Source organism: Novosphingobium sp. (assembly GCF_036803765.1).
In the GTDB taxonomy this organism is placed as follows: domain Bacteria; phylum Pseudomonadota; class Alphaproteobacteria; order Sphingomonadales; family Sphingomonadaceae; genus Novosphingobium.
Window position 1 is genome coordinate 1 of sequence record NZ_DAIRTS010000038.1, and the last position, 25,936, is coordinate 25,936.

The 25,936-nt window shown below is 68.5% G+C and carries 23 protein-coding genes; 9 read left to right on the forward strand and 14 right to left on the reverse strand.

Going from position 1 to position 25,936, the window contains the following annotated elements; all coding sequences use genetic code 11:
• The 6 genes from V7Q48_RS17045 to V7Q48_RS17070 form a co-directional block, all read left to right on the forward strand.
• Positions 1-305, forward strand: a 305-nt coding sequence (locus tag V7Q48_RS17045; RefSeq protein WP_333840219.1) for a hypothetical protein, incomplete at its 5' end; no start/stop codon positions are given.
• A 72-nt stretch (positions 306-377) separates the two neighbouring features.
• Entirely contained in the window at positions 378-1,349 is a 972-nt protein-coding gene (locus V7Q48_RS17050) for a glycosyltransferase family 2 protein (RefSeq protein ID WP_333840221.1), read from the forward strand.
• A gap of 5 nt (positions 1,350-1,354) precedes the next feature.
• The gene (locus V7Q48_RS17055) at positions 1,355-2,389 is read left to right on the forward strand and encodes a glycosyltransferase family 2 protein (RefSeq protein WP_333840223.1); all 1,035 of its coding nucleotides are present in this window, start codon (positions 1,355-1,357) and stop codon (positions 2,387-2,389) included.
• Entirely contained in the window at positions 2,386-3,897 is a 1,512-nt protein-coding gene (locus V7Q48_RS17060; protein WP_333840225.1) for an oligosaccharide flippase family protein, read from the forward strand. Before V7Q48_RS17055 ends, V7Q48_RS17060 begins: the two co-directional genes overlap by 4 nt.
• Before the next feature lie 126 nt (positions 3,898-4,023).
• Complete coding sequence (locus V7Q48_RS17065) at positions 4,024-5,025, forward strand: retroviral-like aspartic protease family protein (RefSeq protein ID WP_333840227.1); 1,002 nt, start codon at positions 4,024-4,026, stop codon at positions 5,023-5,025.
• Between the two features lie 71 nt (positions 5,026-5,096).
• Complete coding sequence (locus V7Q48_RS17070; RefSeq protein WP_333840229.1) at positions 5,097-6,926, forward strand: ABCB family ABC transporter ATP-binding protein/permease; 1,830 nt, start codon at positions 5,097-5,099, stop codon at positions 6,924-6,926.
• Between the two features lie 18 nt (positions 6,927-6,944).
• Here the strand turns inward: V7Q48_RS17070 and V7Q48_RS17075 are convergent, their stop codons facing one another.
• Positions 6,945-9,113 carry a phosphocholine-specific phospholipase C gene (locus V7Q48_RS17075; protein ID WP_333840231.1) on the reverse strand — a complete coding sequence of 723 codons (2,169 nt, stop codon included), beginning with the start codon at positions 9,111-9,113 and terminating at the stop codon, positions 6,945-6,947.
• Positions 9,114-9,267: 154 nt separating this feature from the next.
• On the opposite strand from V7Q48_RS17075, the gene V7Q48_RS17080 reads away from it, so the two are divergent.
• Positions 9,268-9,786, forward strand: coding sequence for an HD domain-containing protein (locus tag V7Q48_RS17080; protein WP_333840233.1), 519 nt, complete (start codon positions 9,268-9,270; stop codon positions 9,784-9,786).
• A gap of 55 nt (positions 9,787-9,841) precedes the next feature.
• Positions 9,842-10,603, forward strand: a complete 762-nt coding sequence (locus tag V7Q48_RS17085) for a UTRA domain-containing protein (RefSeq protein ID WP_333840235.1) — start codon at positions 9,842-9,844, stop codon at positions 10,601-10,603.
• A gap of 23 nt (positions 10,604-10,626) precedes the next feature.
• Here V7Q48_RS17085 and phnX read toward each other — a convergent pair whose 3' ends face one another.
• From phnX to V7Q48_RS17150, 13 genes are all read right to left on the reverse strand, one after another.
• Complete coding sequence (phnX, locus tag V7Q48_RS17090; RefSeq protein WP_333840237.1) at positions 10,627-11,412, reverse strand: phosphonoacetaldehyde hydrolase; 786 nt, start codon at positions 11,410-11,412, stop codon at positions 10,627-10,629.
• Positions 11,409-12,530: a TIGR03364 family FAD-dependent oxidoreductase gene (locus V7Q48_RS17095; RefSeq protein ID WP_333840238.1), complete on the reverse strand. Its 1,122-nt coding sequence runs from the start codon at positions 12,528-12,530 to the stop codon at positions 11,409-11,411. Before V7Q48_RS17095 ends, phnX begins: the two co-directional genes overlap by 4 nt.
• Positions 12,527-13,822, reverse strand: coding sequence for a DUF5690 family protein (locus tag V7Q48_RS17100; RefSeq protein ID WP_333840240.1), 1,296 nt, complete (start codon positions 13,820-13,822; stop codon positions 12,527-12,529). The genes V7Q48_RS17095 and V7Q48_RS17100 overlap by 4 nt, the downstream gene beginning before the upstream one ends.
• 70 nt (positions 13,823-13,892) lie before the next feature.
• Positions 13,893-14,828 carry an aspartyl/asparaginyl beta-hydroxylase domain-containing protein gene (locus tag V7Q48_RS17105; protein ID WP_333840242.1) on the reverse strand — a complete coding sequence of 312 codons (936 nt, stop codon included), beginning with the start codon at positions 14,826-14,828 and terminating at the stop codon, positions 13,893-13,895.
• Between the two features lie 6 nt (positions 14,829-14,834).
• Entirely contained in the window at positions 14,835-16,763 is a 1,929-nt protein-coding gene (locus tag V7Q48_RS17110; protein WP_333840244.1) for a tetratricopeptide repeat-containing sulfotransferase family protein, read from the reverse strand.
• A complete protein-coding gene (locus V7Q48_RS17115; protein WP_333840246.1) occupies positions 16,748-17,341 on the reverse strand; it encodes an aspartyl/asparaginyl beta-hydroxylase domain-containing protein in 594 nt (197 codons plus the stop codon). The genes V7Q48_RS17110 and V7Q48_RS17115 overlap by 16 nt, the downstream gene beginning before the upstream one ends.
• Entirely contained in the window at positions 17,338-17,976 is a 639-nt protein-coding gene (locus V7Q48_RS17120; protein ID WP_333840248.1) for a sulfotransferase family 2 domain-containing protein, read from the reverse strand. The genes V7Q48_RS17115 and V7Q48_RS17120 overlap by 4 nt, the downstream gene beginning before the upstream one ends.
• A 121-nt stretch (positions 17,977-18,097) precedes the next feature.
• Positions 18,098-20,905: a TonB-dependent receptor gene (locus V7Q48_RS17125; protein ID WP_333840250.1), complete on the reverse strand. Its 2,808-nt coding sequence runs from the start codon at positions 20,903-20,905 to the stop codon at positions 18,098-18,100.
• Between the two features lie 134 nt (positions 20,906-21,039).
• A complete protein-coding gene (locus V7Q48_RS17130; protein ID WP_333840252.1) occupies positions 21,040-21,663 on the reverse strand; it encodes an acid phosphatase in 624 nt (207 codons plus the stop codon).
• Positions 21,664-21,972: 309 nt separating this feature from the next.
• Positions 21,973-22,290: a hypothetical protein gene (locus tag V7Q48_RS17135; protein ID WP_333840254.1), complete on the reverse strand. Its 318-nt coding sequence runs from the start codon at positions 22,288-22,290 to the stop codon at positions 21,973-21,975.
• The gene (locus tag V7Q48_RS17140) at positions 22,287-22,730 is read right to left on the reverse strand and encodes an OsmC family protein (protein ID WP_333840256.1); all 444 of its coding nucleotides are present in this window, start codon (positions 22,728-22,730) and stop codon (positions 22,287-22,289) included. The genes V7Q48_RS17135 and V7Q48_RS17140 overlap by 4 nt, the downstream gene beginning before the upstream one ends.
• 11 nt (positions 22,731-22,741) lie before the next feature.
• A complete protein-coding gene (locus V7Q48_RS17145; RefSeq protein ID WP_333840257.1) occupies positions 22,742-23,647 on the reverse strand; it encodes a pirin family protein in 906 nt (301 codons plus the stop codon).
• Between the two features lie 92 nt (positions 23,648-23,739).
• Positions 23,740-24,438 carry a pirin family protein gene (locus V7Q48_RS17150; RefSeq protein WP_333840259.1) on the reverse strand — a complete coding sequence of 233 codons (699 nt, stop codon included), beginning with the start codon at positions 24,436-24,438 and terminating at the stop codon, positions 23,740-23,742.
• 111 nt (positions 24,439-24,549) lie between these two features.
• On the opposite strand from V7Q48_RS17150, the gene V7Q48_RS17155 reads away from it, so the two are divergent.
• The gene (locus tag V7Q48_RS17155) at positions 24,550-25,461 is read left to right on the forward strand and encodes a LysR family transcriptional regulator (protein WP_333840261.1); all 912 of its coding nucleotides are present in this window, start codon (positions 24,550-24,552) and stop codon (positions 25,459-25,461) included.
• Positions 25,462-25,936 lie beyond the last annotated feature (475 nt).

Below are 25,936 nucleotides of genomic sequence, written 5' to 3' on the forward strand. Positions count from 1 at the left end.
TTCCACCGGAAATCAAAGCCGTCCGTAGCTATCTGGCGACCAACCCCGAAACCTCTCTGGCAATCCACCAGAAACCGGTGGAAACCGGCTGCTCCGTGTCGGTGAAGCGGCATATATGGACGAGCTCCCACACGGTCAACCGGGTTTTGCAATTTTGTTTCACTTTTTACGAAACCTCCCGGAAATCCGGCCGTTTTCCGAGCATGCACGAGCACGCGGTGATACTTGATGTTGCGAATCACGCCGCCAGAATCGCCATCGCCCCGAGCCTTCGATTCCCGCAGGCCATTGTAAGCCATCCTTAAGCCCGCGAGGACTAGATCCCGGCAATGCCGTCCACGTCGCCTTCCCATACCGGCCCCCTGCCCGCGCCGCGGGTGGCGGTCATCGTGCCGGCCTATGGCGTCGCCGCACTGGTGGGGCAGGCGTTGACCTCGCTGCAGCGGCAGACTTTCGACGCATGGGAAGCCGTGGTCATCGACGACGGCGATGCCGCGGTCGCGCGTGCCGTCGCGCCGTTCTTGCGCGATCCACGCATCCGTTTCGTGGCCTCGGAGAATCACGGCGTGTCCGCGGCCCGCAACCGGGCGGTGGCCGAGAGCGGCGCCCCGCTCCTCGCGCTGCTCGATGGCGATGACCTGTTCCTGCCCACGTACCTTGCCACCCTGGTGCCGCTGCTCGAGACCGATCCGACGCTGACGATCGCGACCTGCAATGCGCGGATTTTCGGGGCGGTGAGTGCCTCGCGGCTCTGCGTCGAGCGCCCTCACGCCGAGCAGGCCGACTGGCTTGCTGTGCTCGACCGCTCGTTCAACGTCTATATCGGCAGCGTCTTCCGGCGGGCGCACTTCGATGCGATCGGGGGCTTCGATACGGCGATGCACCATGCCGAGGACCTCGACCTGTGGGTCCGCCTGCTGCGGCGTGGCGGCAAGGCGCGCTATGTCGACGCCGCGCTGGGGGAATATCGCGTGCGCGCCGGCTCTGCATCGTCGCAGGCCGCTGCCCTGCTGCGCGGCAGCCTGCGCGTGCAGGAGAAGATGCGCGGCACGGTTGCCCCGGGCTCGCCCGAATCGCACGCCATCGAGCGGTTGATGAACACCACGCGCGAGGCACTGGCCTTCGAGACCGCGATCGATCGCATCGTCGCCGGCCAGGCCAGGGCGGGCATTGCCGACCTCAAGGGGCTGACCCGCCATATCGACGGGCCGGTGTGGCATATCGCGCTGGCGATGTGGCACTGGCTTCCCGCGCTCGCCGCGCCGATGCTGCGCTGGCGCCGCCGCGCGCATAGCCGGGGATCGGCCACCGGCACGCCCGAACCCAGCTTTCTCGAGCGCGAGACCTGAGCGCCATGGCGTCCGTGCCTCCCCGCGCTCCGGCCGTGACCGTCGCCACGGCCATGCGCAATGCCGCCGCGACGCTGCCGCAGGCGATCGAGAGCGTGCTGGCGCAAAGTTTCGGCGACTTCGAGTTCCTGCTGCTCGACGACGGATCGACCGATGCCAGCCGTGCGATGGCCGAAGGCTTTGCGGCGCGCGACCCGCGCGTCCGGGTCATTGCCGCGCCGCCGCAAGGTCTGGTGGCCAGCCTCAACCAGTTGTTTGCGCAAGCGCGCGCGCCCTGGGTCGCGCGCTTCGATGCGGATGACATCTGCATGCCCGCCCGCCTCGAGCGACAGATGGCGTTCCTGAAGGCGCATCCCGAACACGGCCTGATCGGCTGCGAAACGCTGTTCATCGACGAAACCGGGGGGCCGGCCTCCACCCCGCCGATCCGCCGCCCCCACGATCATGACGCGATCGTCGCGGCGCTCGAGCATGGCCCGATCCTGTGCCACAGCGCGGTGATGGTCCGGCGCGACCTGGTTCGCGACGCCGGCGGCTATCGCCCGGCCTATGTCCATGCCGAGGATTATGACCTGTGGCTGCGCCTGGCGGGTCGCACGCGCATCGCCAATCTCGAGGAATGCCTGCTCGCCTATCGCGTCTCCACGACGCAGGTCAGCAGCCGTCACATGGTGACGCAGGCGCACCATGCCGCGATCGCCTGGCTGGCGCATCGCCTTCGCACGGCGACGGGGCGCGACCCGACGGACGGCTTGGCGACCTTGCCCGATATCGACACGCTGGATGCACTGCTCGGCCCGGGCAGCGCGGCCTATGCGCGCAAGCGCGTGATCGATCGCGTGCTCTTTGCGCCCGAGCGGCTTGCCGGCGATGCCTGGCCTGCGCTGAAGGGCCACATCGCCGAGGCCGGGCCTCAGCCGCACTTGTGGCGGGCGGCGCTGCGCCTGTTGCGTAGCGGTCATGCCGCGCGCGGAAGCCAGGCGCTGCTGGCGCTGGTTTCGGCGGGACTGACCCGTCGGCCAGTGAGCGTGCCGGCATGACCCGCGGACGCTCGGCGATCGGCGATCCCGTGCCCGAGATGTCGGTGCGCACGGCGGCGGCCTGGGCATTGGTGTCGCAATATGCCTCGTTCGCGATCCAGTTCGCCACAAGCGTGGTGCTGGCGCGGTGGTTCATCACCCCGGCACAGCTCGGCCTGTTCTCGATCGCCTTTGCCGCGGTCTCGATCGTCTCGTTCCTGCAGGACTTCGGCGTCACCCGCTACGTCAACGGCGAACGCGACCTCAGCGCGGAGAAATTGCAGACCGCGTTCACCGTCTCGGTGCTGTTCGCCTGGGGCGTGGCGCTGCTGGCGCTGGCCTCGGCCGTGCCGGTGGCGCGCTTCTATGGCGATCCGGCGATGCTGCCGGTGCTCCTGGTGGTGGCATCGTCGTATCTGCTGGTGCCCTTGTCGATCGTGCCGCAGGCGACCTGCCAGCGGCGCATGGACTATCGCTCGAACACCATGATCGAGGTCGGCTCGGCCTTGGCGAATGCGGCAACCGCGGTGACGCTCGCCGTGCTCGGCCACGGTGCGCTGGCGCTGGCCTGGGGCGCCTTTGCCCAGCAGGGCGCGCGACTGGTGGTGAGCCAGTGGCGCGCCGGCTGGATGGCGCCCTGGCCGCTGCGGATCGACGGGGCGCGGCCGGTGCTCGAACTGGGCGGCACCAACTCGGTGCTGTCGACCTGCTATTCGATCACGGCGCGCGCGCCCGAGTTGGTGATCGGGCGGATCATCGACAACGCGGCGGTCGGCCTGTTCGCGCGCGCCTCGGGCCTGGCACTCCAGCTGCGTATGCTTGTCGCGGGTGCCGTGACCGGGGTCTTCTACCCTGCGTTCCGCCGCGTGCGCGATGCGGGCGAGCCGCTGGGGCCGCCGTACCTGCGCGTGGTCGCGGCTTATACCGGGATTGCCTGGCCGGCGATGGCGGGGATCGCCACGCTGGCGCATCCCCTGATCCTCACGCTCTATGGCCCGCGCTGGATTGCCGCCGCGCCGCTACTGGCCTGGGTCGCACTGGCGCAATTGTGCTACATCGCCTTGCCGCTCAATTCGGACCTGCCGCTGCTGCTGGGCCACAAGCGGGCGCTGATCCGCCGCAACGTGATCGAGACGATGCTCTCGGTCGCCCTGATCATCGCCACGGCCCCGTTCGGGCTGGCCTGGGTCGCGGTCTCGCGGCTGGTGCACGGGCTGCTCGCCATCGTGATCTACGCGCCGTTCATGCGCCGCATGCTCGACTTCCGCTGGCAGGCGCTGGCGGCGGTCTATGGCCAGAGCCTGGCGGTGACCGTCGCGGCGGTGGCGCCGCTCCTCGCCAGCTACGCGCTGTGGGCCGGTCCGATGCAATGCGGGCTGGCGCAGGCGGCGGGCATGGTCCTTGCCGGGATCGTCTGCTGGCTCGCCACGATGCGCCTCGTTCGCCACCCGTTGCTGGCGGAGATGACCGCCATGCTGGGCGAGATCCTGCACGGCCTGCGCGCGCGCCGCATCGCGCCTTTCGCCTGAGCCGCCGCCCCCGACGGCTGGGTCGCAAGCAAACCACCGTCACAAAATTCGCAGCGCAGCATTGCATTTATCCGTGGCGCCGCCGTTCAAGCAGGCGTAGCGTTTGCGATGGAGAGGATGAAAACGATGAAAACGCTGGCCCGTATCGCGGCCGGCACGATCGGCCCGCTGGCCCTTGCCGGCGCGGCCCTGCCCGTGTCGGCGCAATCTGTCGCACCCCTGCCCGCTGCCGCACATGTTCAGGCACAAGGGGCGCGCGATCCCGTGGCGGAGGACGCCGAGACGCCCGACCTGATCCACCTCGGGCAGGATGCCAACAGCCGCATGACCGTGCCGGTCCACATCGGGGATGTCGGGCCGTTTTCCTTCATGGTCGACACCGGCGCGCAGCGGACCGTCCTGACGCACCAGACCGCCGACCGGCTGGGCCTCGTTCCCAACGGGCAGGTCCGGCTGGTCAGCGTCGCCGGGGTGAAGGAGGTGTCGCTGGTCTCGGTGGCGGAACTGACCATGGGCACCCGGCGCTTCGTCGGGCTGGTCGCGCCGGTGGTGGATGGCCACGAACTCGGCGCCGAGGGGATCGTCGGGCTCGACGGATTGCAGGACCAGCGCGTCGACATCGACTTCGCGCGGCGGCGCATGCTGATCGGGCAGTCGCCACCCGATGCGACGAGCGACAGCGATTTTACCGGCGATTTCGGGCTGGTCGTCAAGGCGCGGCGCCGCTCGGGCCAGCTCATCATGACCGAGGCACTGATCGACGGCGTGCGAGTCGATGTGATGATCGACACCGGGGCCGACAATTCGATCGGCAACTTGGCGCTGCAAAAGGCGCTCAACCTGCGCCGCACGTCCGAAAGCGCGGACCTCGTCGCGGTGACCGGGCAGACCATTACCGCCGCGATCGGTCGTGCGAAGTCCATGCAGATCGGCGGCATGCGCATCAACAACCTGATGTTCGCCTATGCCGATGCGCCGGCCTTCGCCTATCTCAAGCTGAACCACCGGCCCGCGCTGATGCTGGGGATGCGCGACCTTTCGGCCTTCCGGCGCATCGCGATCGACTTCGCGCGGCGCCGCGTCATGTTCAACTTCGGCGCGAAGCCCGAGACGCTGGCGGCGCGGTAGAGGGAGCGCGCGAAGGCGGCGCGTGAGGGCATGGCACTGGCAGATCCTGCCAAAGTGCCTATGTGCGATCCATGCCGCCCGAAAAGCCCAACGATCCTGCCGCCCGCCACGATGGCTGGCTGACGCTCAAGCGTTTCCTTCCCTATCTCTGGCCGGCGGACAATCCGGGCCTGCGCAAGCGCATCGTCATCGCCTGCGTGTTCATCCTGCTGTCGACCGGGGTGCAGCTGACGCTGCCCTACCTGCTCAAGTGGGCGGTGGATGCGATGAACGTGACCGGGCCGCGGCTCGGCATGCTGGCGATGTGGATGGTGCTGGCGTTCGCCTTCGGCCGCTTCATCGGCGTCGCCTTCGACAACTTGCGCAACATCGTGTTCGAGCGCGTCGGCCAGGATGCGACGCGCGCGCTGGCCGAGCATGTCTTCGCCCAGCTGCATCGCCTGTCGCTGCGCTTCCACCTCGCGCGCCGCACCGGCGAGGTGACCAAGACGATCGAGCGCGGGACCAAGAGCATCGACACGATGCTCTACTTCATGCTGTTCAACATCGCGCCGACGATCCTGCAGCTGATCGTGGTGGCGGTGATCTTCTGGATCACGTTCGGCTGGGGCCTCGTCGCGGCGACCGCCCTCGCCGTGGCGGCCTATATCTGGGTCACGCGCACGATCACCGAGTGGCGCACGCACTTGCGCGAGCGGATGAACCGGCTCGACGGGCAGGCCCTGTCGCGCGCGGTCGACTCGCTGCTCAACTACGAGACGGTCAAGTATTTCGGCGCCGAACGCCGCGAGGAAGCGCGCTATGGCCAGGCCGCGCGCGCCTATGCCGAGGCGGCGGTGGCGAGCGAGAACAGCCTTGGGCTGCTCAACATCGCGCAGGCGCTGGTGGTCAACCTGCTGATGGCGGGCGCGCTGGCCTATACCGTGTGGGGCTGGTGGCACGGCCAGTTCACCGCAGGCCAGCTGGTCTTCGTGCAGACCTATCTCACGCAGCTGTTCCGCCCGCTCGACATGCTGGGCATGGTCTATCGCACGATCCGCCAGGGCCTGATCGACATGGCCGAAATGTTCCGCCTGATCGACACCCACGTCGAGGTGGCGGACAAGCCCGGCGCACCGGCGCTGGTGGTGCGCCAGCCGTCGCTGACCTTCGACAACGTGGTGTTCGGCTACGAGCACGACCGCACGATCCTGCATGGCCTCTCGTTCGAGGTGCCGGCCGGCAGCCGCGTCGCCATCGTCGGCCCCTCGGGCGCGGGCAAGTCGACCATCGCGCGGCTGCTGTTCCGCTTCTACGATCCGCTTTCGGGGCGCATCCTGATCGACGGACAGGACATCGCCGGCGTGACCCAGGCGAGCTTGCGCGCCGCGATCGGCATCGTCCCGCAGGACTCGGTGCTGTTCAACGACACGATCGGCTACAACATCGCCTATGGCCGCGAGGGCGCCACCCCGGCCGATGTCGAGGCGGCGGCACGCGGTGCCTCGATCGCCGAGTTCATCGCCCGCCTGCCCCAGGGCCTTGACACCGAGGTCGGCGAACGCGGGCTGAAGCTGTCGGGCGGCGAGAAGCAGCGCGTCGCCATCGCGCGTACGCTGGTCAAGAATCCGCCGATCCTGCTGTTCGACGAAGCGACCAGCGCGCTCGATACCCGCACCGAGCAGGACATCCTCGGCACGCTGCGCGACGTCGCGGTCAACCGCACGACCCTGTCGATCGCGCACCGCCTCTCCACCATCGCCGACAGCGACACGATCCTGGTGATCGAGCACGGTCGTCTGGTCGAGCAGGGCAGCCATGCCGACCTGCTGCGCCGCGCCGGCCTCTATGCCGAGATGTGGGCGCGCCAGGCGGCCGAAGGGGAAGACGGTCACGACGAGCTGGCCGCCGTCGCCGAGTAAGACCCGGCGCGCTGCGGCTCAGGCGGTCAGCCGCATCGCCCCGATGCCTGGGTCGGTGCGGCCCTGTGCGCCGGTCTCGACCTTGCCCGCCAGCCGCCGAACGAAATCGTCGGCCCCGGTGCAGGTGACCGTCAGGTCGTACCAGCAGTCGCTCGACGAAAGGCGCCACAGCGTTCGCGCCGTGCCGCCCGCCGGGACCGTGACGCGCCGCACGGCCGGACCCCTGCCGCGATAGGCCGGGTCCATCGCCATGGTGAACACCGCGGGCGCCGTGCCGTGGTTGGACAACACCAGCTCCAGCGCTTCCAGCCCGGGATGCTCGTGCGCCTGGCAATCGCCCCTGTCGCCTGGCCTGCCGGCATAGCGCCGCCAGAACCCGTTGGGTCCGCGTAGCGTGGCATCATAGAGGCCCTCCGCCATCGGCAAGGGCTCGGTCACATGGTCATGGCCTGCGCCGATGGTGAAATGCGCCGGCTCTGCCCGATCGAGGTTGTCATGCAGCGTGAAGACCACGCCGACGGTGCCTGGATTGGCGAGCGCCAGCCGCGGCGGGGTGTCGTCACCGCCCATGGCCCGCGCGGTGAAGCGATAGGGCAAGGGACGATGGCCCCGCCGGCCCGGCATCTGCTGCGCCGGCGCCTGCACCGCGGGGATCGCATTGGCATGGCCCGCCTTCGATTGCGCGACCCGGCTTTGGAAGGCGCTGGTGTCGGGAAAGGGCCGGTCGGGGCGGCCAGCATCGGGGCGCGTGAAATCGAACGCCGAGGTAAGGTCGCCGCAGACCGCGCGGCGCCAGGCGCTGATGTTGGGCTCCGCCACGCCGAAGCGCGCCTCCATGAAACGCAGCACCGAGGTATGGTCGAACAGCTGCGAGCAGACGTGCCCGCCGCGCGACCAGGGCGAGACGATCACCGTCGGCGTGCGGGCGCCAAGGCCGATGGGATGGATCGCGCCGTGCGCCTTGGCCCATTCGCTCTCGGCACTCCAGTCCTTGGCCTCGCCATCGACCGGCACGGTGCTGTGGCCGCGATAGTTACCGACCGGCGGCACCGGCGGCGGCATGTGATCGAAGAACCCGCCGACCTCGTCGTAATTGAGGATGAAGACGGTCCTGGCGAAAACCTCGGGATGATCGATCAGCGCCTCGATCAGCCGGGCGGTGACATGCTCGCCCTTGGCCGGCTCGGCGGTGGGATGTTCCGACAGGTCGGCGGCGGTGACGATCCACGAGACTTGCGGCAGCCGCCCGGCCGCGATGTCGGCGCGGAAGGCCTCGACCAGCTGGTCGCCATCGGATCGCGTGCGATCGGCACCGCCCTTGCCTTCGCTCACCCACGACCGGCCGCGGCGGTAGAGGTCGGACGCCGGGTCGCAGGGGCGGAACGCGGGGAAGACCGAGAGCAGGTTGTCGCCGAAATTGTCGTATTCCTGGTAGACCTTCCAGTCGATCCCGGCCACCTGCAGCCGCTCGGCATAGGTCGTCCAGCGATAGGCCTCGGCCCGTAGGCTGCGGTCTTGCGCCATGTCGGCGCTCGGCGTCTCGTCCTCGCCGTAATTGCTCATTTCGGGGTCGCCGCCGACCGTGCCGCCGCCGTTGCATCCCGTGAACAGGTGCAGCCGGTTGGGATAGGTCTGCGTCATGGTCGAGCAGTGGTAGGCGTCGCATACGGTGAAGGCATCGGCGAGCGCATAATAGAACGGCAGGTCGCCCGGGCCGTAATGCAGCATGCGGTTCTGCAGCTGGCCGTTGTGCCCCCAGCGATCGTAGCGGCCACGGTTGAACATGTGGATGTTCTCGTGGTGCGACTGGTCCGCGCCGTCGACCGTGAACGAGCGCGTGGTCCGCGAATCGCCGTGGTAGGGCAGGACATGACCATCGGGATGCTGGTCGGAAGGCTGCGCCCACACGCTGCTGCCGCCCGCCAGCCGCAGCGGACGCGGATCGCCAAGACCCCGCACGCCATCGAGCATGCCGAAATAGTGATCGAACGCGCGGTTCTCCTGCATCATCACCACGATGTGCTCGACATCCATGATCGTGCCCGTCCGCCCCGCCGGCGCGATCGCCAGCGCGCGTTCGATCAGCCCCGGCGCGATGCCCGCTCCCAGACTGGCCGTCGCCAGGCTGCCTGCCGCAGAGGCCGCGCCCAGCTTGAGGAATTGCCGGCGATCTTGCGAATCCATCATGCGCTCCGTATGTCGCTGCCCAGTCACAAACGTGGTCTAGTCCAGTTAGGCGACAAATTGACGACGATCTGCGGCGGGCCGATGCCCGCCAGGCTGCCGAAGCGATGGAAAGTGCCGAATGCATAACGAGAAGATTGAGCGCGTTCTGAGACCCGTGATCGAATTCGGCGACCTGCGGTATGGCGAGGCAATCACCCAGATGGAGCATGCGCTGCAATGCGCGCAGCTCGCCCGCGAGGACGGCGCCGGCCCCGCGCTGGTCGCCGCCGCGCTGCTGCACGATGTCGGCCAGTTCATCGACGATGCCGGCAACGCGGCGCAGGGCCAGGGGATCGACGCCCGCCACGAGGAGACGGGTGCGGATTTCCTGGCGCGGTTCTTCGGCCCCGCGGTGACCGAACCGGTGCGTCTCCATGTCGCGGCCAAGCGCTATCTCTGCACGGTCGAGCCGGGCTATGCCGCGACGCTCAGCCCCGCATCCGTGCTCAGCCTGAGCCTGCAGGGCGGGCCGATGGACCCGGCCGAAGCCAAGCTGTTCGAGAGCGGCCCGTGGTTTGCCGATGCCATCGCCCTGCGGCGCTGCGACGATGGCGGCAAGCGCAACCGGTGGGCCGTGCCCGACCTCGACAGCTATCGCCCTTTGCTGGCGGCACTATTGCACGATCGGCCCTGACCGGCGCGGCTTTGCCGTTGCCAGCACCCTGCCCCCCTGCCATCTGTAGGCGACGATGCGAAGCGCACCCGACATGCTCGACCTGCCCCGCCTGGCCGATGATGCCGAGGGGCCGCAATACCTCGCGCTGCGCGACCGGATCGCGCGCAGCATCGAGCTGGGACGGCTGAAGCCCGAGACCCGGCTCCCTTCCGAACGCCAGTTCCAGACCGAGACCGGGATCGCGCGCGGCACGATCCGCGAGGCGCTGTCGCAGCTCGAGTCCGAAGGACTGATCTACCGCCGCGACCGCAGCGGCTGGTACGTGTCGCCGCCGGCGGTGACCTACGATCCGACGCGCTGGGCCGGCTTCATGACCTATGTGGGCGAACAGGGTCGCGTGCCCGGCACCGAGACGCTCGACAAGCGCGTCGTGCCCGCCAGCTCTGCCATGGCCGACGTGTTCCGCATGGTGCCCGGCGCGCCGCTGTTTTACATCGAGCGCCGCCGCACGATCGACGGACGGCCCGTGCTGATGGAGCGGATCGTGGTCGACCCGGCCTTGGCACCCGACCTGCTGACGCACTCGCTCGATGCCTCGCTGACCGAGATCCTCAAGGTCCACTACGGCTTCTCGGTCTCGCGCAACCGCATGGACATCCGCCCCTGCGCGCTGATCCGCGAGACGGCCGAGCGGCTGGGGGTCAAATCGGGCACCCCGGGGATCAAGGTCACCCGCACCAGCTTCGACGACCGCGGCCGCGTGGTCGAATACGACCGCGAATACTGGCGCCACGACGCGATCCGCATCCACGTGGACCTGAGCGTCAGGGCATAGAGCCAGCGGGGAAACGCCCACTCCTACCCGATCGCCAGCCGCCTCAGCGCATCGGGCAGGTCTGCCACGGTATCGATTACCACATGCGCGCCGGCGGCGAGCAGGTCGGCGCGCGCGGCGTCGATGCGTGCGCGGCGGTCGGTGGGGTCGAGCGCGGCCAGGGCTTCGGCGGTGAGGCCGACGCCGTTGCCGCTGGCGGCGACGCCCACGGTCCACACGCCGGCGGCGCGGCCTTCGGCGATCCCCACGGCGGCATCGTCCACCTTCACGCAGGCACTGGCCGGCCAGGCGCCGAGTTCGACAAGGTTCTTCCACAGCATCAGCGGCGAGGGACGCCCCTCGGCCGTTTCGCCGGCACAGACCACGAGATCGGGTGCATAGCCCTGCGCCGCTGCGGCGGGGAGGATGCCCGCCATCATGTCGCGGCTATAGCCCGTGCACGAACCGATCTGTACGCCGGCTGCGCGCAGGCGGGCGGCCACCTCGGCCGCGCCGGGGACGAGCAGGGCGCACTCGTCGGCCGCTTCGCGCATCAGCGGGGCAATGCCGGCAAAGAGCGCGTCGATCGCGGCCTCGTCGGCGAGGCTGCCATGCGCGTCCCGCCAGGCCGCGGCGACGCGTGGCGCGGCGAGAATGGCGGCGATGTGGTCGCGCTTGGCCCGGCCCATGTCGGCGCGCGCCTCCTCCTCGCTGATCGGCACGCCATGCGCGGCGAAGACCTTGCACAGCGCCACCACCGGCGCGCGGCTGCCGAAGTCGATCATCGTGCCCGCCCAATCGAACACGACGGCCTTCAGTCCGGGGATCATGCCACTTCCCTTTCGCTGGCAAAGAGTGCGCCGATCACCTCTTCGGCGAGGGCAAAGGCGGTCGAGGCACCGGTCCCGCTGGTCACGACGACCAGCCGAACGCCGTCGGCCGGGCGCCGCACGAAGCTGTGCCCGGCGGCCGAGGCATAGGTGCCGGTCCAGCGCTCGACCACTGCGGGCGGGCGGCCGAGGACCGCGGCGTACTGGCGCAGCATGGCGGCATCGATCGCCTCGCGCGCAAAAGGATCGGGGGTCGGGCCATAGTCGTGGCTGTCCCCCACCACGAGCGTGCCGTCGCTGCTCTGCACGGCGATGAGGTGGATGCCCCAGCCCAGGGCTTCGGCCGAATCCGCCTCGAGCCGTGCCTTGAGTGCCGCCGCCTCGGGCAGCGCGGCATAGCCGAAGTAGCGCACCATGCTGAGGTCGGCCATGACCGGTGCCGGCAGACGCCAGCCCGGCGCGGCGAGCCGCAGCATCTGCAGCTTGCAGCGGGTCACGCGCTCCTCGGCGCATATCTCGGGAAAGAGGCCCGCCCATTCGTCGCCGGGGCAGACCACGATAGCCTCCGCTTCCAGCCGCGTCTCGTCGGCGAGCCGCACCGCGCCGGTCTCCACCGCCACGACCGCCGCGCCGTAGCGAAAGGCGACGCCGTGCGCGGTCGCCAGCCAGCGTGCGAGGCGCGGGATGGCATCGCGCGATTCGACGCGGCAATCGTGAGTGCTGTGCAGGCCGCCCGCCGGCGCGCTCGCCTGCGGGCAGAGCGCTGCAACCTGGTCCGCGGTCAGCCGGGTGCACCCCTCGGCCATGTCGGTCGCCATGAAGGCATCAAGCACGGCGCCCGCCTCGGCACGCTGCGCAACCACCAGCAAGCCTTCCTGCTCGACGGTGATGCCCGCCGGCCCGGCGATCTCGCGCCAGACCTCGGCGCTGCGCCGCGCCCGTTGCCACACGCGACCGCGTTCCTGGCCGGTGACGGTGACGAAGCCGAAGTTGCGGACCGAGGCGCCATTGGCGCGGGCGTCGCGGTCGAGGACCAGCACCCGCTTGCCGCGACGCGCCGCGGCCAGGGCATGTGCCAGCCCGACGATCCCGGCGCCGACGACGATGAGGTCGGTCATCGCCTGCTCCGCTTCACGAAGCACAGCGCCGAGGCGCAGGTGAACCCGATGACGAGCACGGCCGCCAGATAGGCGCAGGCGATGAACATCGGCAGCAGGTGCGGCCCCGGCGCGAACAGGCTGCGCCAGACCAACAGCGCGACACTGCCGGCATAGCCCGAGGCATCGGCGATGTAGATGAGGAAGCCGGCATTGCCCGCCCGCCCGAGCACCGCGATCATGCGGTCGAACAGCATGGCGTTGAACGGGGTATAGGCCAGGTACAGTCCGGCACCGGTGAGGATCACCCAGTGCATCGCCCCGATCAGGCCGAACTGGAATGCCAGGGTGCCGAGGCCGAGCATGACGCCGCCCAGCACGATCAAGCCATGCATCGCCAGCAGCGCGCGCAGATTGTCGCGCACCAGCATCAGCGCCGCAAGGCCCGCCAGCGCGATGACCGCCACGGGCACCTCGCTTTGCGAGAACACCGCCGCCGAACCGCCGCGGCCCAGCGCGGTCCACAATTCGGGCGCGAAGTTGTCGCGAAAGTCGCGCATCGCGGTCAGCAGGACATAGCCCGCAACCAGCAGCGCCATCGGCAGGCCGTTGTCACGCAGCAGCGCGGCACGCTCGGCCCGGCCCATCGGCACGCGCGCGGTGCGTTCGGCCTCGTCGGCGGCAGACGGCGCCGGCAAGCGTTCGAGCAGCCAGAGCGAGGCCAGCAGCAGCGGCACGAAGGGCAGCCCGGTCAATGCGGGCATCCAGCGCTCGCTGACCCCGGCGTGGAGAATCAGCGCGCCGGCCGACTTGACCAGCCCGGAGGAGAGAATGAAACTGGCACAGAGCATCGCACCCAGCAATTCGGACACGCGCCGCCCCTCGACGTAGCTGAACACCAGCCCCCAGATCATGCCCAGCGGCAGTCCGTTGAAGAACACGCAGACCAGCCCCGCACCCGGCGGCAGGAGGGCAAAGCCGACCAGCGCCAGCCACGAGATCCCGATGAGCGCGGCAATCGCCCGCGCGCGGCCGCCACGCCCGAAGGCGGCGATGACGCGGATGCCGATCAGCTTCGACAGCGCGTATCCCAGCACCTGCATGATGACGAGCGCCGACTTGTAGTCGAGGCCGAAGGGGTGAAGCCCTACGCCCTCGAACGTCGCCACCGCGATGGGCTTGCGAAACGCGTACATCGCGAAATAGGCGCTGAAGGCCGCGAGCCCGCCGAGCAGGAGCAGCGGGAGGTCGGACGAGGACCAGCGGCCGGGCCGCGCGGGCCCGCCGGGTTCGGCGGCAAGAGAGGCACTCATGCCGCTGGACTAGACCAATTAAACGGCAGTTCGGTGACAGCAGCTCAGGCGCGTTCCCCGCCCTCACCCGTCACAGCAGCAGATGCTGCAGCACGCGCTTTTCCAGCACCAGCACCGCGCTCACGCCATTGGTCCGCATGACGAGGCCCTCGCCCGCGCTCCGGGCGGCATCGCGCATCGCCATCGCCAGGCTCTTGAACCGGGGCAGCCCCTCGCCCGAGAGGCCGTGCAGCAGGCACAACTGGCGCCAGTCGCACACAAAGCTGTCGAGCAATTGCTCGAACCGCGCCTGGCTGTCCGCCCCCTCCGCCCCGTCGACTTGCGGTACCAGTTCCTGACGCAAGTCGTCGAGCAGCCACTGGACCTCTGCCGCGGGCATGACCACGCTGCGCTCGTTGCGTTCGGTCAGGACTGCGGGATCGGCGGCCGGGTCCCAGGGGACGGTCGGCCAGAGGCTGCGCGGCGGCTTCTGCCCCAGGGCGAAACGCCAGAATTCAGCCGTTCCCGAGGTATCGGCGACGAGGTGGATGCGCGGGGCAGCGCTGCCGTTCTCGACATGGTGGCGACGCCAGTTGTCGAAGATCCACGCCTCGCCCGCCCCCATGTGCTCCACCGCGCCGTCGCAATGGAAGCGCACATCAGGCGAAGTGAACACCGGGATGTGAAGCCTGACGCGGGTGTGCCAGTGATAATTGATGTCGGCATGTTCGGGCACGCCCACACCGGGTTCGAGCCGCATCAGCCGCGCACGGCTCCACACCACGCCGAACCCGGCCAGTGCCTGGCGAACATAGGGCATGGCCGAAAGCCAGCCGGTCGGACGCATCCGCCCGAGGTGCGCGTCGTTTTCCTGCCCCTCTACCGTGATCAGCCGCGCCGCGCTGTTGCCGGGAATGCCATCGGGGTGCGGTGCCCAGGCCGCATCGGGCAGCCCGGCAACTTCGGCACCCAGGCGCGCCGCATCGAACAGCACGGGCAATTGGTAGAACGGCAGGGGCAAGCGCATCGCAGGTCAGCTCCCGGGGTCGTCCCGCGCGGTACCCAATGCGTCGCGCAGCGGGTCCAGCCATGGCGCAAAGGCACGCCACTGGTCCAGCCCCGCAGCATCGATCGGGCGGCGAACCTGTTCCGAACTGGGCGTACGCACCGGGCGCCGGGTCTCATGGAAGCGCAGGCAGGCCGGATCGAACGCCAGCCCGCAATGCGCCAGCAACCGGCGCACGCTGCCCTCGAGGTCTGCGACCAGTGCCTCGTGGTCCATGCGCAGCACGCGGCCGGGCAGCACCCGCTGCCAATGCGCCATCATCGCCTCGTACGTGCGGTAATAGCGTCCGAGCGTTGCCAGATCATAGGCGAAGCGGTTGTGCGCGGGGCCGAACAGTTGCTTGTAGTTGCTGAAGCAGCAGGCCATCGCACCGCGGCGCACGTCGATGATCCGGGCCTGCGGCAAGGCATGCGCGATCAGGCCGAGATGCCAGAAATTGGCGGGCATCTTGTCGATGAAGCAGGCACGGCCCAGCCGGCGATAGACGCGCGTATCCTCCAGGTAGCGCTGGCCCAGCGCGCGCAGTTCGCGCCGGTCGAGCCGCGCCAGCGCCCGAGGGTCCAGCGGCAGGTCGCAGGCCGGATCGCTGCCGCAGACCTCGGCGGACAAGCGGCCGATCTCGGTCAGTTCCTGCGTCCCCTCGACCTCGGGATGCGAGGCGAGGATCTGCTCGACCAGGGTGGAGCCCGAACGCGGCAGGCCGACGATGAAGATCGGCGTGGCCTCGTCCGGCGCTGCGGCAGCCGGCGGTGGCAGCACCTGCGCGAAGGCGGCACGCATCCTTTCGCCGGCGGCATCGGCGGCGTCCGCGCTCCAGCCATGGCGCCGGTGCTCGAGTGCGTTGCCACTGGTATACCAGTGCCAGGCTTTCTCGGACGTGCCGCGATCCTCGAACGCCTTGCCGAGTGCGAAAGCGAGATAGACCTTGTCCTGCCCGGCGAGCGCCGGGTCGGCCGCCGCCGCCTCCATCCGGGCCACCTCGGCTGCGGTGAAGCGATAGGTCTTGAGGTTGGCGAGGCCGAACCAGGCGACGCCATAGCCGTCCCCGCGCGCAGCGATGGCGGCCCGGTAATCGGCGATCGCCTCCTCGGTGCGCCCGCAGATCTTGAGCGCATTGGCCCGCCAGGCCCGCAGTTCGGCGGCTTCGGTCGCCGAGGCGGTCCCTTCGGCCAGGAGCGCGGCATAGCGGTCGATTACCGCTTCGTGATCGCCGAGGGCGACGCAGGCCGCGGCATGCAGCTTGCGCGCGGCGCGGTCCGTGGGCTGTGCGGCGAGGAGCGTGGCGGCTTCGGCGCGGGCCTGCGCATGCTCCTGCCGGTCGAGCAGCACGGTCGCCAGGTCCTGCCGGGCCGGATGGTAATCGGGCGCCTGGGCCAGCGCATGGCGCAGCACGGTGACCGCCTCGGCGCTGCGTCCGTCATCGACACAGATCCGCGCCAGCAGCCGCAGCGCGCCGACGTTGGCACCGTCTTGGTCCAGATATTCGCGCAGGACCTGCTCGGCCGGGCCGAGATCGCCATCGGCATGGAGGCTGCCAGCCATGACCAGGGCGGGCGGCCATTGCTCGAGCACCGCGAGCCGTTGCCGCGCCTGCCCTGCGCGCGCGCTGTCTCCGGCATGGGCGTAAAGCTGCGCCAGCATATGCCAGCTCGCCGGCAGCGTGGGGTTGAGTGCCACAGCCCGCTCAAGCGCGGCGATCGCCGCCGGTGCGTTGCGCAGCGCGATCTGGCACTGGCCGCGCTCCTGGTGCAGCCGGCTGAAGCGGGGCCATGCTTTCTCGAGCCGTGCCAGCGTGGCCAGCGCCTCGACCAGGCGCCCTGCCCGCCGCAGCGCCTGCGCTTCGGCCAGCAAGGCATCGCGCGTCGCCGCGTCAGTCGCGCTCACCCTTGCAGCCATGCCGGCTCGGGCTGGTCGCGATCGTAGTACTCGAAAATCAGGTGCGTCCGGTCGCTCGGCCCGCCGTTGCGCACCCAGTGCGGCCCGAGGTTGTCGACCTCGATTGCCATGCCTGCCGGGAAATGGTGCTCCGCCCCGCCGAACAGGCAGATGACCTGCGGGTTGGTGAACAAGGGCACGTGGATCTTGTGCGGCCACTTCGCCGCGGGGTTGGCATCGATGTGCGGCTGGATCACACCGCCTGCGGGCAACCGCGCCAGCATCACCCGCGGGAATGCCCCGCGCGCATAGCCGTAGTCCGCAACCGCGGCATCGAGCACCGGCTGGAGCAGCGGCCGCCAGGCTGCCCAGGGCGGGCAATCGTAGGCACCGCGCCAGTCGTGCGGGCTGTCGATGAAGCGGAAGACGATGTGGCGCGTCTGGCCGAGCACGTCGAAGCGATTGGGCTTGCGCGCATTCTCGGCATCCCACACCGCCTCGGGGATCGCCGCCACCGCGCGGGCCAGTGCATCGACGGGCACGCGGCCCAGCGGGCGCACGCCGGTGGTTTTGCGCGGGTTGGCGGTGGGCGCGATCATCGCACACCGTCGAAGTCGTAGCCGAACAGCGCGAGGTCGACGGCATAGCGCTGTGCCACCGCGTCGATCAGCGGCTGGTCGTAATAGCGGCGATAATCGTCGTGGACGGTGGCGTTGACCTGGTCGAGCCGGCGCGACGGGATGCCGATCCGCGCGCACAGGGCATCGAACGAGGCCTGCATCGTCTCCACCCGCCCGACCGCATCGGACAGGAGCGTCCGACCGTCCGCATCGAGCAGAAGCGCGGCCTGCGGCTGGAACAGGACATGGCCCACGGGCGGATCGGTGAACAGGAAATGGCGCATCACGTCCTGCGGCCGCTGGTGAAACGTGTCCCCGCCGCGCAGCATGAACGCGCAATAGGACACGAAGCGGGCGAAGGGATTGCGCACGAAGGCAAACTTGAAATAGCCGGCGAAGGTCTCCTCGCCGAGATAGGGACGGACATCGCGCAAGGCGAGATGGCCGTGCCGGATCGCGGCCAGCTTGGGCCAAGGGAAACGCTTGTCGACGAACAGGCCGACCTGCTCGCAATCATCGGGCCCGAGATGATCGCGCAGCGCCTGGCGCACCGCGTGCGTGCCGGTCTTGGGGACGGCGGCGAAGATGAAGCGGTGGCGATGCGAGACGATCATGGCGGCAGGGCCTGCGCGGTGAACGTGACAGGAACGTGACGAGAGGGGACGTGACGAGCGATGCCGCGATGACGGAACGGGCGGAGCGCATGCGCCCCGCCCGCCCTGTCTCATGGCCGGCTCAGAACTTGTAGCCGAGGCCCGCCATGTAGGTCGTGCCGCTCTGCGTCTGGTTGTAGAGATAGCGGTTCTGGCCCCAGAACTGCGTATCCTTCTGGTTGGTCAGGTTGATCGCGTTCAGCGTGAACTGGAACGCCTTGGTGATGTTGAAGAACGCCGAGGCATCGACATAGGTCGACCCTTCGAAACCCCGCGTGTCGGCGCTCATCGGATTGTCGCTCAGCCCCGAATACCAGCGGTTGCGGTGGCTGACTGATCCGCGCAGGCCCCAACGCTCGGTTTCGTAGTAAAGCGTGGCGTTGTAGCTCATGTCGGAAATGCCGGTGAGTTCCTTGTCGGCATCGACATAGGTGAAGTTGGCCACCACGCCGAGGTTCTTGAGCGCACCGGGCAGGAAGAACAGCTGGCTTTGCAGCGCCAGCTCGACGCCGGTCAGGCTCTTGGTGCCGGGCACGTTCACCGGCATCGAGAATTCCTTGACGATCGTGCTGTCGGTCGCGCCCGGGATGGTGCTCGCGGGCACGCCGGTCTGGCTGAACGGCACGTTCGTCAGGGTCTGCGACCCGATGAAGTTCTTGATCCACTTGTGGAACACGCTGGCCGAAAGCAGGCCGATCTTGCCGAAGTAATGCTCGACCGACACATCGAGCGTCGTGTCCTTGTAGGGCTTGAGGTTGGGGTTGCCGCGCGAGGCGGTGATTTCGCCGCTGTCCTCGTTACGGAACGCGGTGCCCTGCGCCGCCATAGAGCCGAGGCCGGGACGGTTGAGGTTCTGCGTCGCCGCAAAGCGCACCAGCGTATCGGGCACGACCTCGAGCACGGTGTTGAGCGCCGGCAGCACACCTTCGTAGCTGCCCTGGACGTCGGCGGTGCCGAGGTACGCGTAGCTGTCGCCCTGGATCCAGCCCTGGCTGCGGGTCTTGGTGTGGTACCCGCGCACGCCCACGTTGCCGCGGAAGTTCATGCCCAGGACGTCGCTGTCCCAGTCGAGCTGGAGATAGCCGGACTCGGTCTCTTCCTTGGTGGTGTAGACGTTCTCGATGTCCTGCAGCGCGCCGCCGACGCCATCGCGGGTGTTGGGCGACAGGCGATGGTACTCGTTGTACTTGGTAAAGCCGCGATCGTAATTGCCGATCAGCCACGAGCCGAAGCTGTTGCTGAAGACATCGGTGATGTCGCCCACCGCGGTGCCGCGAGTCTTGCCGGTCGTGCCGTTGGCGCCCGCATCGTAGAAGTAGCTGGCGCCATCCTGGGTGAAGCGGTGATAGGCGACGCCCGCACACAGCGTGAAGGTGTCATCCAGCTCGTAGCGGCCGTTGAGCACGCCCTCGGCCAGCTCGGACTTGTTGTAGAACGAGCGATAATAGAAGTTGTCCATGGCGTAGGTCGACGCATTGGTCGGGTTCCAGCCCGGATAGCTGAACGTCGCCGAGCGGCCATCGCTGCCATAGTCGGCGACGAGATTGCCCTTGGCGCGCATGTAGAACTTGTCGTCGTAGGGCGTGTCGTACTTCGACTTCTCGTAGCCGACGTGGCCATCGAAGCTCAGCCGCTCGGTCGCGTCCCACTTGCCGGTCAGCGCGATCTGCTCGAACTTGTTCTTGCTCAGCTCGCGGCGATGCTCGCTGCCAAAGGTCGCGCCGGTCACGTCGATCGACGTGACGTAGCCGTTCTTGTCGTAGCCAATGCTGTTGATGGTCGAGCCGGTGCGGAAGATCGCCGGCCATGCGCTGCCCGCCGCACCGTCGAATGCGACGGAGCCGGTGCCGTTGATCGGGCGCGTGGCGAGATGCAGCTCATCGCGATGCGTGGTGAACTGGCCATGCAGCGCATCGAGCGTGAGCAGCAGGTTGTCGGCCGGGCGCCACTGCACAGCCGCGGTGATGCCGATGCGCTCGAGATCGGCGTTCCACGACGAGACGCGGTTGCCATCGGGGAAATAGAGGTCGCCCGACAGGAACTTGGCCTGCTGCGCGGCCGAGAGCTTGGAGATATCAAGGCCCTTGCCGAGCAGCCCCTGCAGTGTCGAGGCGCCGGGGTTGGAATAGTTGTAGGTGTTGTGGCCCTGCTCGGTGGTCTTGCGGCGCGAGTAGGCGGCGGACACCGAAATACCGAAGCGATTGTCCCAGTTCTGGCTGAACAGGCCGGCGAAGCGGGTCTGCGCATCCTTGGTGTACTGGTTGGTCCCCAGCTTGGCGATCAGCGCGCCCTTGGTGCCGCTGGCGTAATCGAACGGCTTGCCGGTGAACAGGCCGACCGTCCCGGCCATGCCGCCTTCCTTCTGTGCCGCCTGGAAGGTCTTCTCGACCTCGATCTTGGAGAACAGTTCCGACGCGAAGATGTTGAAGTCGAACGCGCGGTCGCGGGTGCGCTGGCCGCGGCTGTCCTGTGCGGAGTCGACGTTGCCGAGCACTTCCATGCCGTTCAGCTGGACGCGGGCGAAATCCGAGCCCAGGCCGCGCAGCGAGATGCGGCGGCCTTCGCCGGCTTCGCGGGTGATCTGCACGCCCGGCAAGCGCTGCAGCGATTCGGCGAGGTTCAGTTCGGGAAACTTGGCCATGTCCTCGGCGACGATGGCGTCGACCTGGATCACCGCCTTCCGCTTGATGTCGCGCGCGATGCTCAGCGATTCGCGATAGCCGGTCACGACGATGCGGTCGGAGGCTTCATCGGTGGTCGCGTCTTCGGCCGGTGCCGACGCGGCCTGGGCCAGTGCAGCGCCCGGGACGCCGGCTGCCGCCATCGCCACCGATGCGAGAAGAATGCTCTTGATGTGCGGACCAGCGGCCCGAAGGGAATGTCGCGTCATGATCTGCCCCATGTGGTATGAACCAGTATGCTTAAGCATCACGCGACGACTCCTGTGTTACAGTCGCGCAGGAAACGGACGCATGGGGCAAATTTATGCTGCGCCGCACCAAGCGGCGGGGAGCGGGCACGATGTCAGCGGTGGCCGGCGGTCACCAAATGCGACGGGGTAGTGGCGGCCAGTGCGGCCGTTTCGGCGGCGCAAGTGCCGGCATCAGCTGCAGGCGCGGTGATGCGGAGGCTCAGCCATTCGCGGCGCGCCTGCTGCAGATCGCGCCGGAATTCGGGCGATCCATGCAGGGCCGCTGTCGTTGCGGCACCGGCCAGCCACCCTGCCTCGACGGCGCTGCGGCTATGCGCACCGCAGATCCACCGGCTCTCGCCGAAGGCACGCCCGCGCGCCAGGATCTGCGTGGTCCGCTCGGGGACGAGTTCCGCCAGGATCAGCGCCTCCATCCATCCGCCCGCTGCGTGGCCCGACGGATAGTCGCCGTTGCTGTCGAGATGCGCGGTGCGTGGCTGGCAGATCGGCCCGCCGAACCGCAGGTAAGGCCGTGGCGCCCGCCAGCGGCGCTTGACCGGATCGACGACGCCGGCCGTCGAAGCGCGGTCCAGCAGACGTGCCAGCGCTGGTGCGGACTGCGGGGTCAGGCGGACGCCCAGTGCGCAGGCAAAATGATCGTGCCAGTCGCTGGTGACGTCGGCTTGCGCCAGGCGCCAACGCGGCGTACCGATCAGTTTTCGCGTCTTCTTATACACTTGCCTGTCAGCGCGATCGGCAGCGCTGCCGCGGCGCGGCGGCGGGGGCACAATTGCCAGACCATCCGGAATGGCCGATCCCGCGAGATAGGGACCCGTTTCGTGCGTTTCCTGGCCCACACCGTGTGTTGCCGGAAGGGCCGCCGCGACGAGGCAGATCGCTGCCCTAGGCCAGCGTCGCGTCGCCGATACCCCGCAAGTGTCCCGCTTCACCTTCTACCCCGCCGCGCTTGATTGCCCAGCTGGTATAGGCCACAACTTCAAGACCATGGCATGACGGGTCCGGGCGCGTCGGTGGAGTTGTTCGTCCTAGACCAGCAGCCCCTGCACCGCCGCGATGTGCGAGGGCTGCAGCCCCATCATGTTGAGCTGCCCCATCAGTGCCACGCTCGGCGCATGGCCCGCTCGCGTCGCGCAGGCAAAACGGCGCACCGCCTCGAGCCGGGGATTGGCAAGGCCGCGCAAGCGGTTGTCGCCGATCAGCCAGAGGATCATCCGCGACGCGCGGCCCAGTTCCTCGTGCGGCACCGCAGGCTCGCAATCGCAATGACGACGCGCGTCATCGAAGCCGATGCGGGCGGCGGCCTGCTCCTCGCGGGAGAGAGCGGAACGGACAGAAGTGATCATGCTGCACCTCCTTCACCTGCGGCACGGGTCACGACCTTGGCGCCGGCGGTCAGCGTCTGGTGCACCGGGCACCGTTCAGCCACGCCCAGCAACTTGGCGCGCACGCTCTCGTCGAGCCCTGCCGCCAGATGGATTGTCCGCTCGAAGCTATCCGCCGGAACCTGCCCGGCGACCCGGTGGTGCGTCACCTCGGTCGAGACCTGGCCGATGTCCCACCCTTGGCGTTGCGCATAGAAGCGCAGCGTCATTGTGGTGCAGGTCGCCAGCGCGGCGGCCAGCAGATCATAGGGTGTCGGCCCGGTGTCGAGGCCACCGGCGGATAGCGGCTCGTCGGCGATCAGCGTGGTCTCGCCACCGATGCCGCCGCCGATGCGAAGCGCGCTCTGGAAAGTACCCGCACCGGTCGAGGTGGCGGAAGCGTGAGGGGTGTGGTCGGCCATGATCGTTCGCCTTACTTGAGCTTCACGCCGGGGACGTCTTCGGGCAGCGGGATGAACTCGTCATCACCGTCCACCCGCGCGAACCGACCGTCGCGCCAGTCGCGCTTGGCCTGCTCGATCCGCTCGGCATCCGAGGACACGAAGTTCCAGTAGATGAAGCGCCGCTCGGGGAACGGCTCGCCGCCAACCAGCATCAGCCGGCTGTGCTCCTCGGTGGTCAGCACGACTTCCGCGCCGGGCTTGAGCACCACCAGTTGCGCCGCACCGAACGCGCCATCCTGGCCCTCGATGCGCAGCGAACCGCTGACGACGTAGATCGCGCGTTCGACATGCTCGGCCGAAAAGCGATAGCGTGCCCCCGGTGCCAGCGTGAGGTCGCCATAGATCATGTCGGACTGCGTCTCGACCGGGGAAACCAGCCCATCCGCACTGCCCGCCACCAGCGTGAGGCGCGCGCCGGCGTCTTCGGCCACGGGGATCTCGTTCGCCTTGTAGTGGCGGAAACTCGCGCCGATCTCTTCCTTCGCCTTGGGCAGGGCGACCCAGGTCTGCAGCCCGAACAGCGAGGCACCGACGCCGCGCTGGCTTTCGGGGGTGCGTTCGGAATGGGTGATGCCGCTGCCGGCGGTCATCCAGTTGACCTCGCCGGGGCGGATCACCTGCTCGCTGCCGAGGCTGTCGCGATGCATGATTTCGCCGTCGAGCAGGAAGGTCACGGTGGCAAGGCCGATGTGTGGGTGCGGGCGCACGTCGAGCGCCTGCTCACCGGTGAAGGCCGCCGGACCCATCTGGTCGAAGAAGATGAAGGGCCCGACCATGCGGCGCTGCGCGCTGGGCAGCGCGCGGCGCACGGAGAACCCGTCGCCCAGGTCGCGCGAAGGCGGGATGATGATGGTGTCGACGGGGTTCTCGGTCATGGCGGCGGTATCCTTGGTCGACCGGTGGAAGCGGCCGTTGGGAAAGGGGTGGCGGCGGGCCGAAGGGAGAGGAGCCCGCCGCCGGCAAGCGATCAGAGCGTGTCGACGAGGACGACTTCGGCCTCTTCGCGCGCGGTGATCGTGATCGTGTCGAGATCAGCGATGGCGATGCCGTCACGCGCATCCGCTTCAACCCCGTTCACGGTGATCTTGCCGGTTGCGGCCACGAGGTAGCCCTTGCGATCGCTGCCCAGCTGATAGTCGACGCTTTCGCCGGCGCGGATCGTGCCGGCCACGAGCCGGGCCTCGGTGCGGATCGGCAGCGCGTCACCATCCTCGGCATAGCCGCTGGCCAGGACCACGAGCTGCCCCGAACGGTCACCCTTGGGGAACTGGCGCGCGCCCCAGCTGGGCTGCTCGCCCTGGCGGGTCGGCATGATCCAGATCTGGAACAGCGTGGTGGTCTCGTCCTCGAGGTTGTACTCGGCATGGGTGATGCCGGTGCCCGCGCTCATCACCTGAACGTCGCCCGCTTCGGTGCGGCCCTGGTTGCCCAGGCTGTCCCGGTGCGTGATTGCGCCGCTGCGGACGTAGGTGATGATTTCCATGTCGCGATGCGGGTGGGGCGGGAAGCCGCTCTTGGCCGCAATGGTATCGTCGTTCCACACGCGCAGGTTGCCCCAGCTCATCCGGGCCGGCTCGTAATAGTCGGCGAACGAGAAGTGGTGGCTAGCATCCAGCCAACCGTGGTTGGCATGGCCGATGGTCTTGTAGGGGCGCAGTTCGATCATGAGAGGTCTCCGTCGCCGCGTTCGTGTCCGCGGCTGTTGGGGCCAATCTATGCCTTGCCGCTTGCAAAGAAAGGGCAATGATGGAAAGTCATCGGTGAAGGGATTTTATCGATGGCATTGCCCGATCTTGAAGCCTGGGCCATTTTCGCCCGCGTGGTCGACACCGGCTCCTTCGCAGCGGCGGCCGAGGCACTCGGCCTGTCGAAGCCGACGGTATCCAAGGCGGTCAGTCGGCTCGAGGCGCGGTTGGGGGTGCCGCTGCTTCACCGCACAAGCCGCCGCGTCGCCTTGACCGAAAGCGGACGCGGCGTGCTCGACAAGGCGCGCCGCATCCTGGCCGACGGCGAGGCGGCCGAGGCGCAGGCCGGCGCCGAAGGCGAAAGCCCGCGCGGCCTCGTCCGCCTCGCCGTGCCGATGAGCTTCGGCCTGCGCCACGTCGCCCCGATCCTGCCCGATCTGCTGGCGCAGTACCCAGATCTGTGCGTCGATCTCGACTTGTCGGACGCGCTGATCGACGTCGTCGGCGGTGGCCATGACGTGGTCCTGCGGATCGCCAGTCTCGGCGATTCCTCGCTGCGCGCACGCCGGCTCTGTGCCGTGCGGCGCCCGCTCGTTGCTGCGCCGTCGTATCTCGCAACGCACGGGACGCCGCAGCACCCACGCGACCTGGTTCATCATGTCGGGCTGCTCTACAGCCAGCTCGATCACCCCGGCACCTGGCGTTTCAGCCATGCGCAGGAGGGAGACTACACCGTCAACATCGGCGGCCGCATCAGCGCCAACAACGCCGACGCCTTCACCCCCGCCCTGCTGGCCGGCGTGGGCATGGCGCTGCAACCCGACTTCATGGCGTGGGAGCATCTGGCCAGCGGCGAACTGGTCGAAGTCATGCCCGACTGGCGCATCCCCGACATCGCCCTGCATCTCGTCACCCCACCAGGCACCCGCCGCCCGGCTCGCGTACGCGTGCTCATCGCGTTCCTCGCCGACCGACTGTCGCAACAACCGTGGGCCTCGCCGTAACGCCCGCGTTGGCTGGTATCTGCCTACAAGCATAGCCGCTCCAGCACGCCATTTCGGCATCCCCCCACGGCTATTCTGCCAGTTCCCCCCTCTCGCTCACCCCCTTTCGTCATGCCGAACTTGTTTCGGCATCCAGCTCACAGCCATGTTCTGTGTCGGCGCAAGCGAGCGTCAGGTGCGGCAAAGCTATGGGGGAAGCAGGCAGGCAGAGCGGACACATCCGGCTCCGAAGCTCTGGTTGCATTGGTGCGCCTGAGCCCAGCCCGACGTGTTGCCCGTGAGCAAATCAGTTTCACGCAGAGGCGCAAAGGCGCGAAGGTGTAGCTGTGGTCCCTCACGGCCATGAGCGCACACAGGACGAGGCCCTATCGCCCTCGCGGGCATGCCTTGTGCTCTATACGCGCTGCAGACGCGCGTGATCGCCCCTAGGCGTTACCCGGGAGGCTTGCTTGTGTCTTCGATGTTGTAGTCTGGT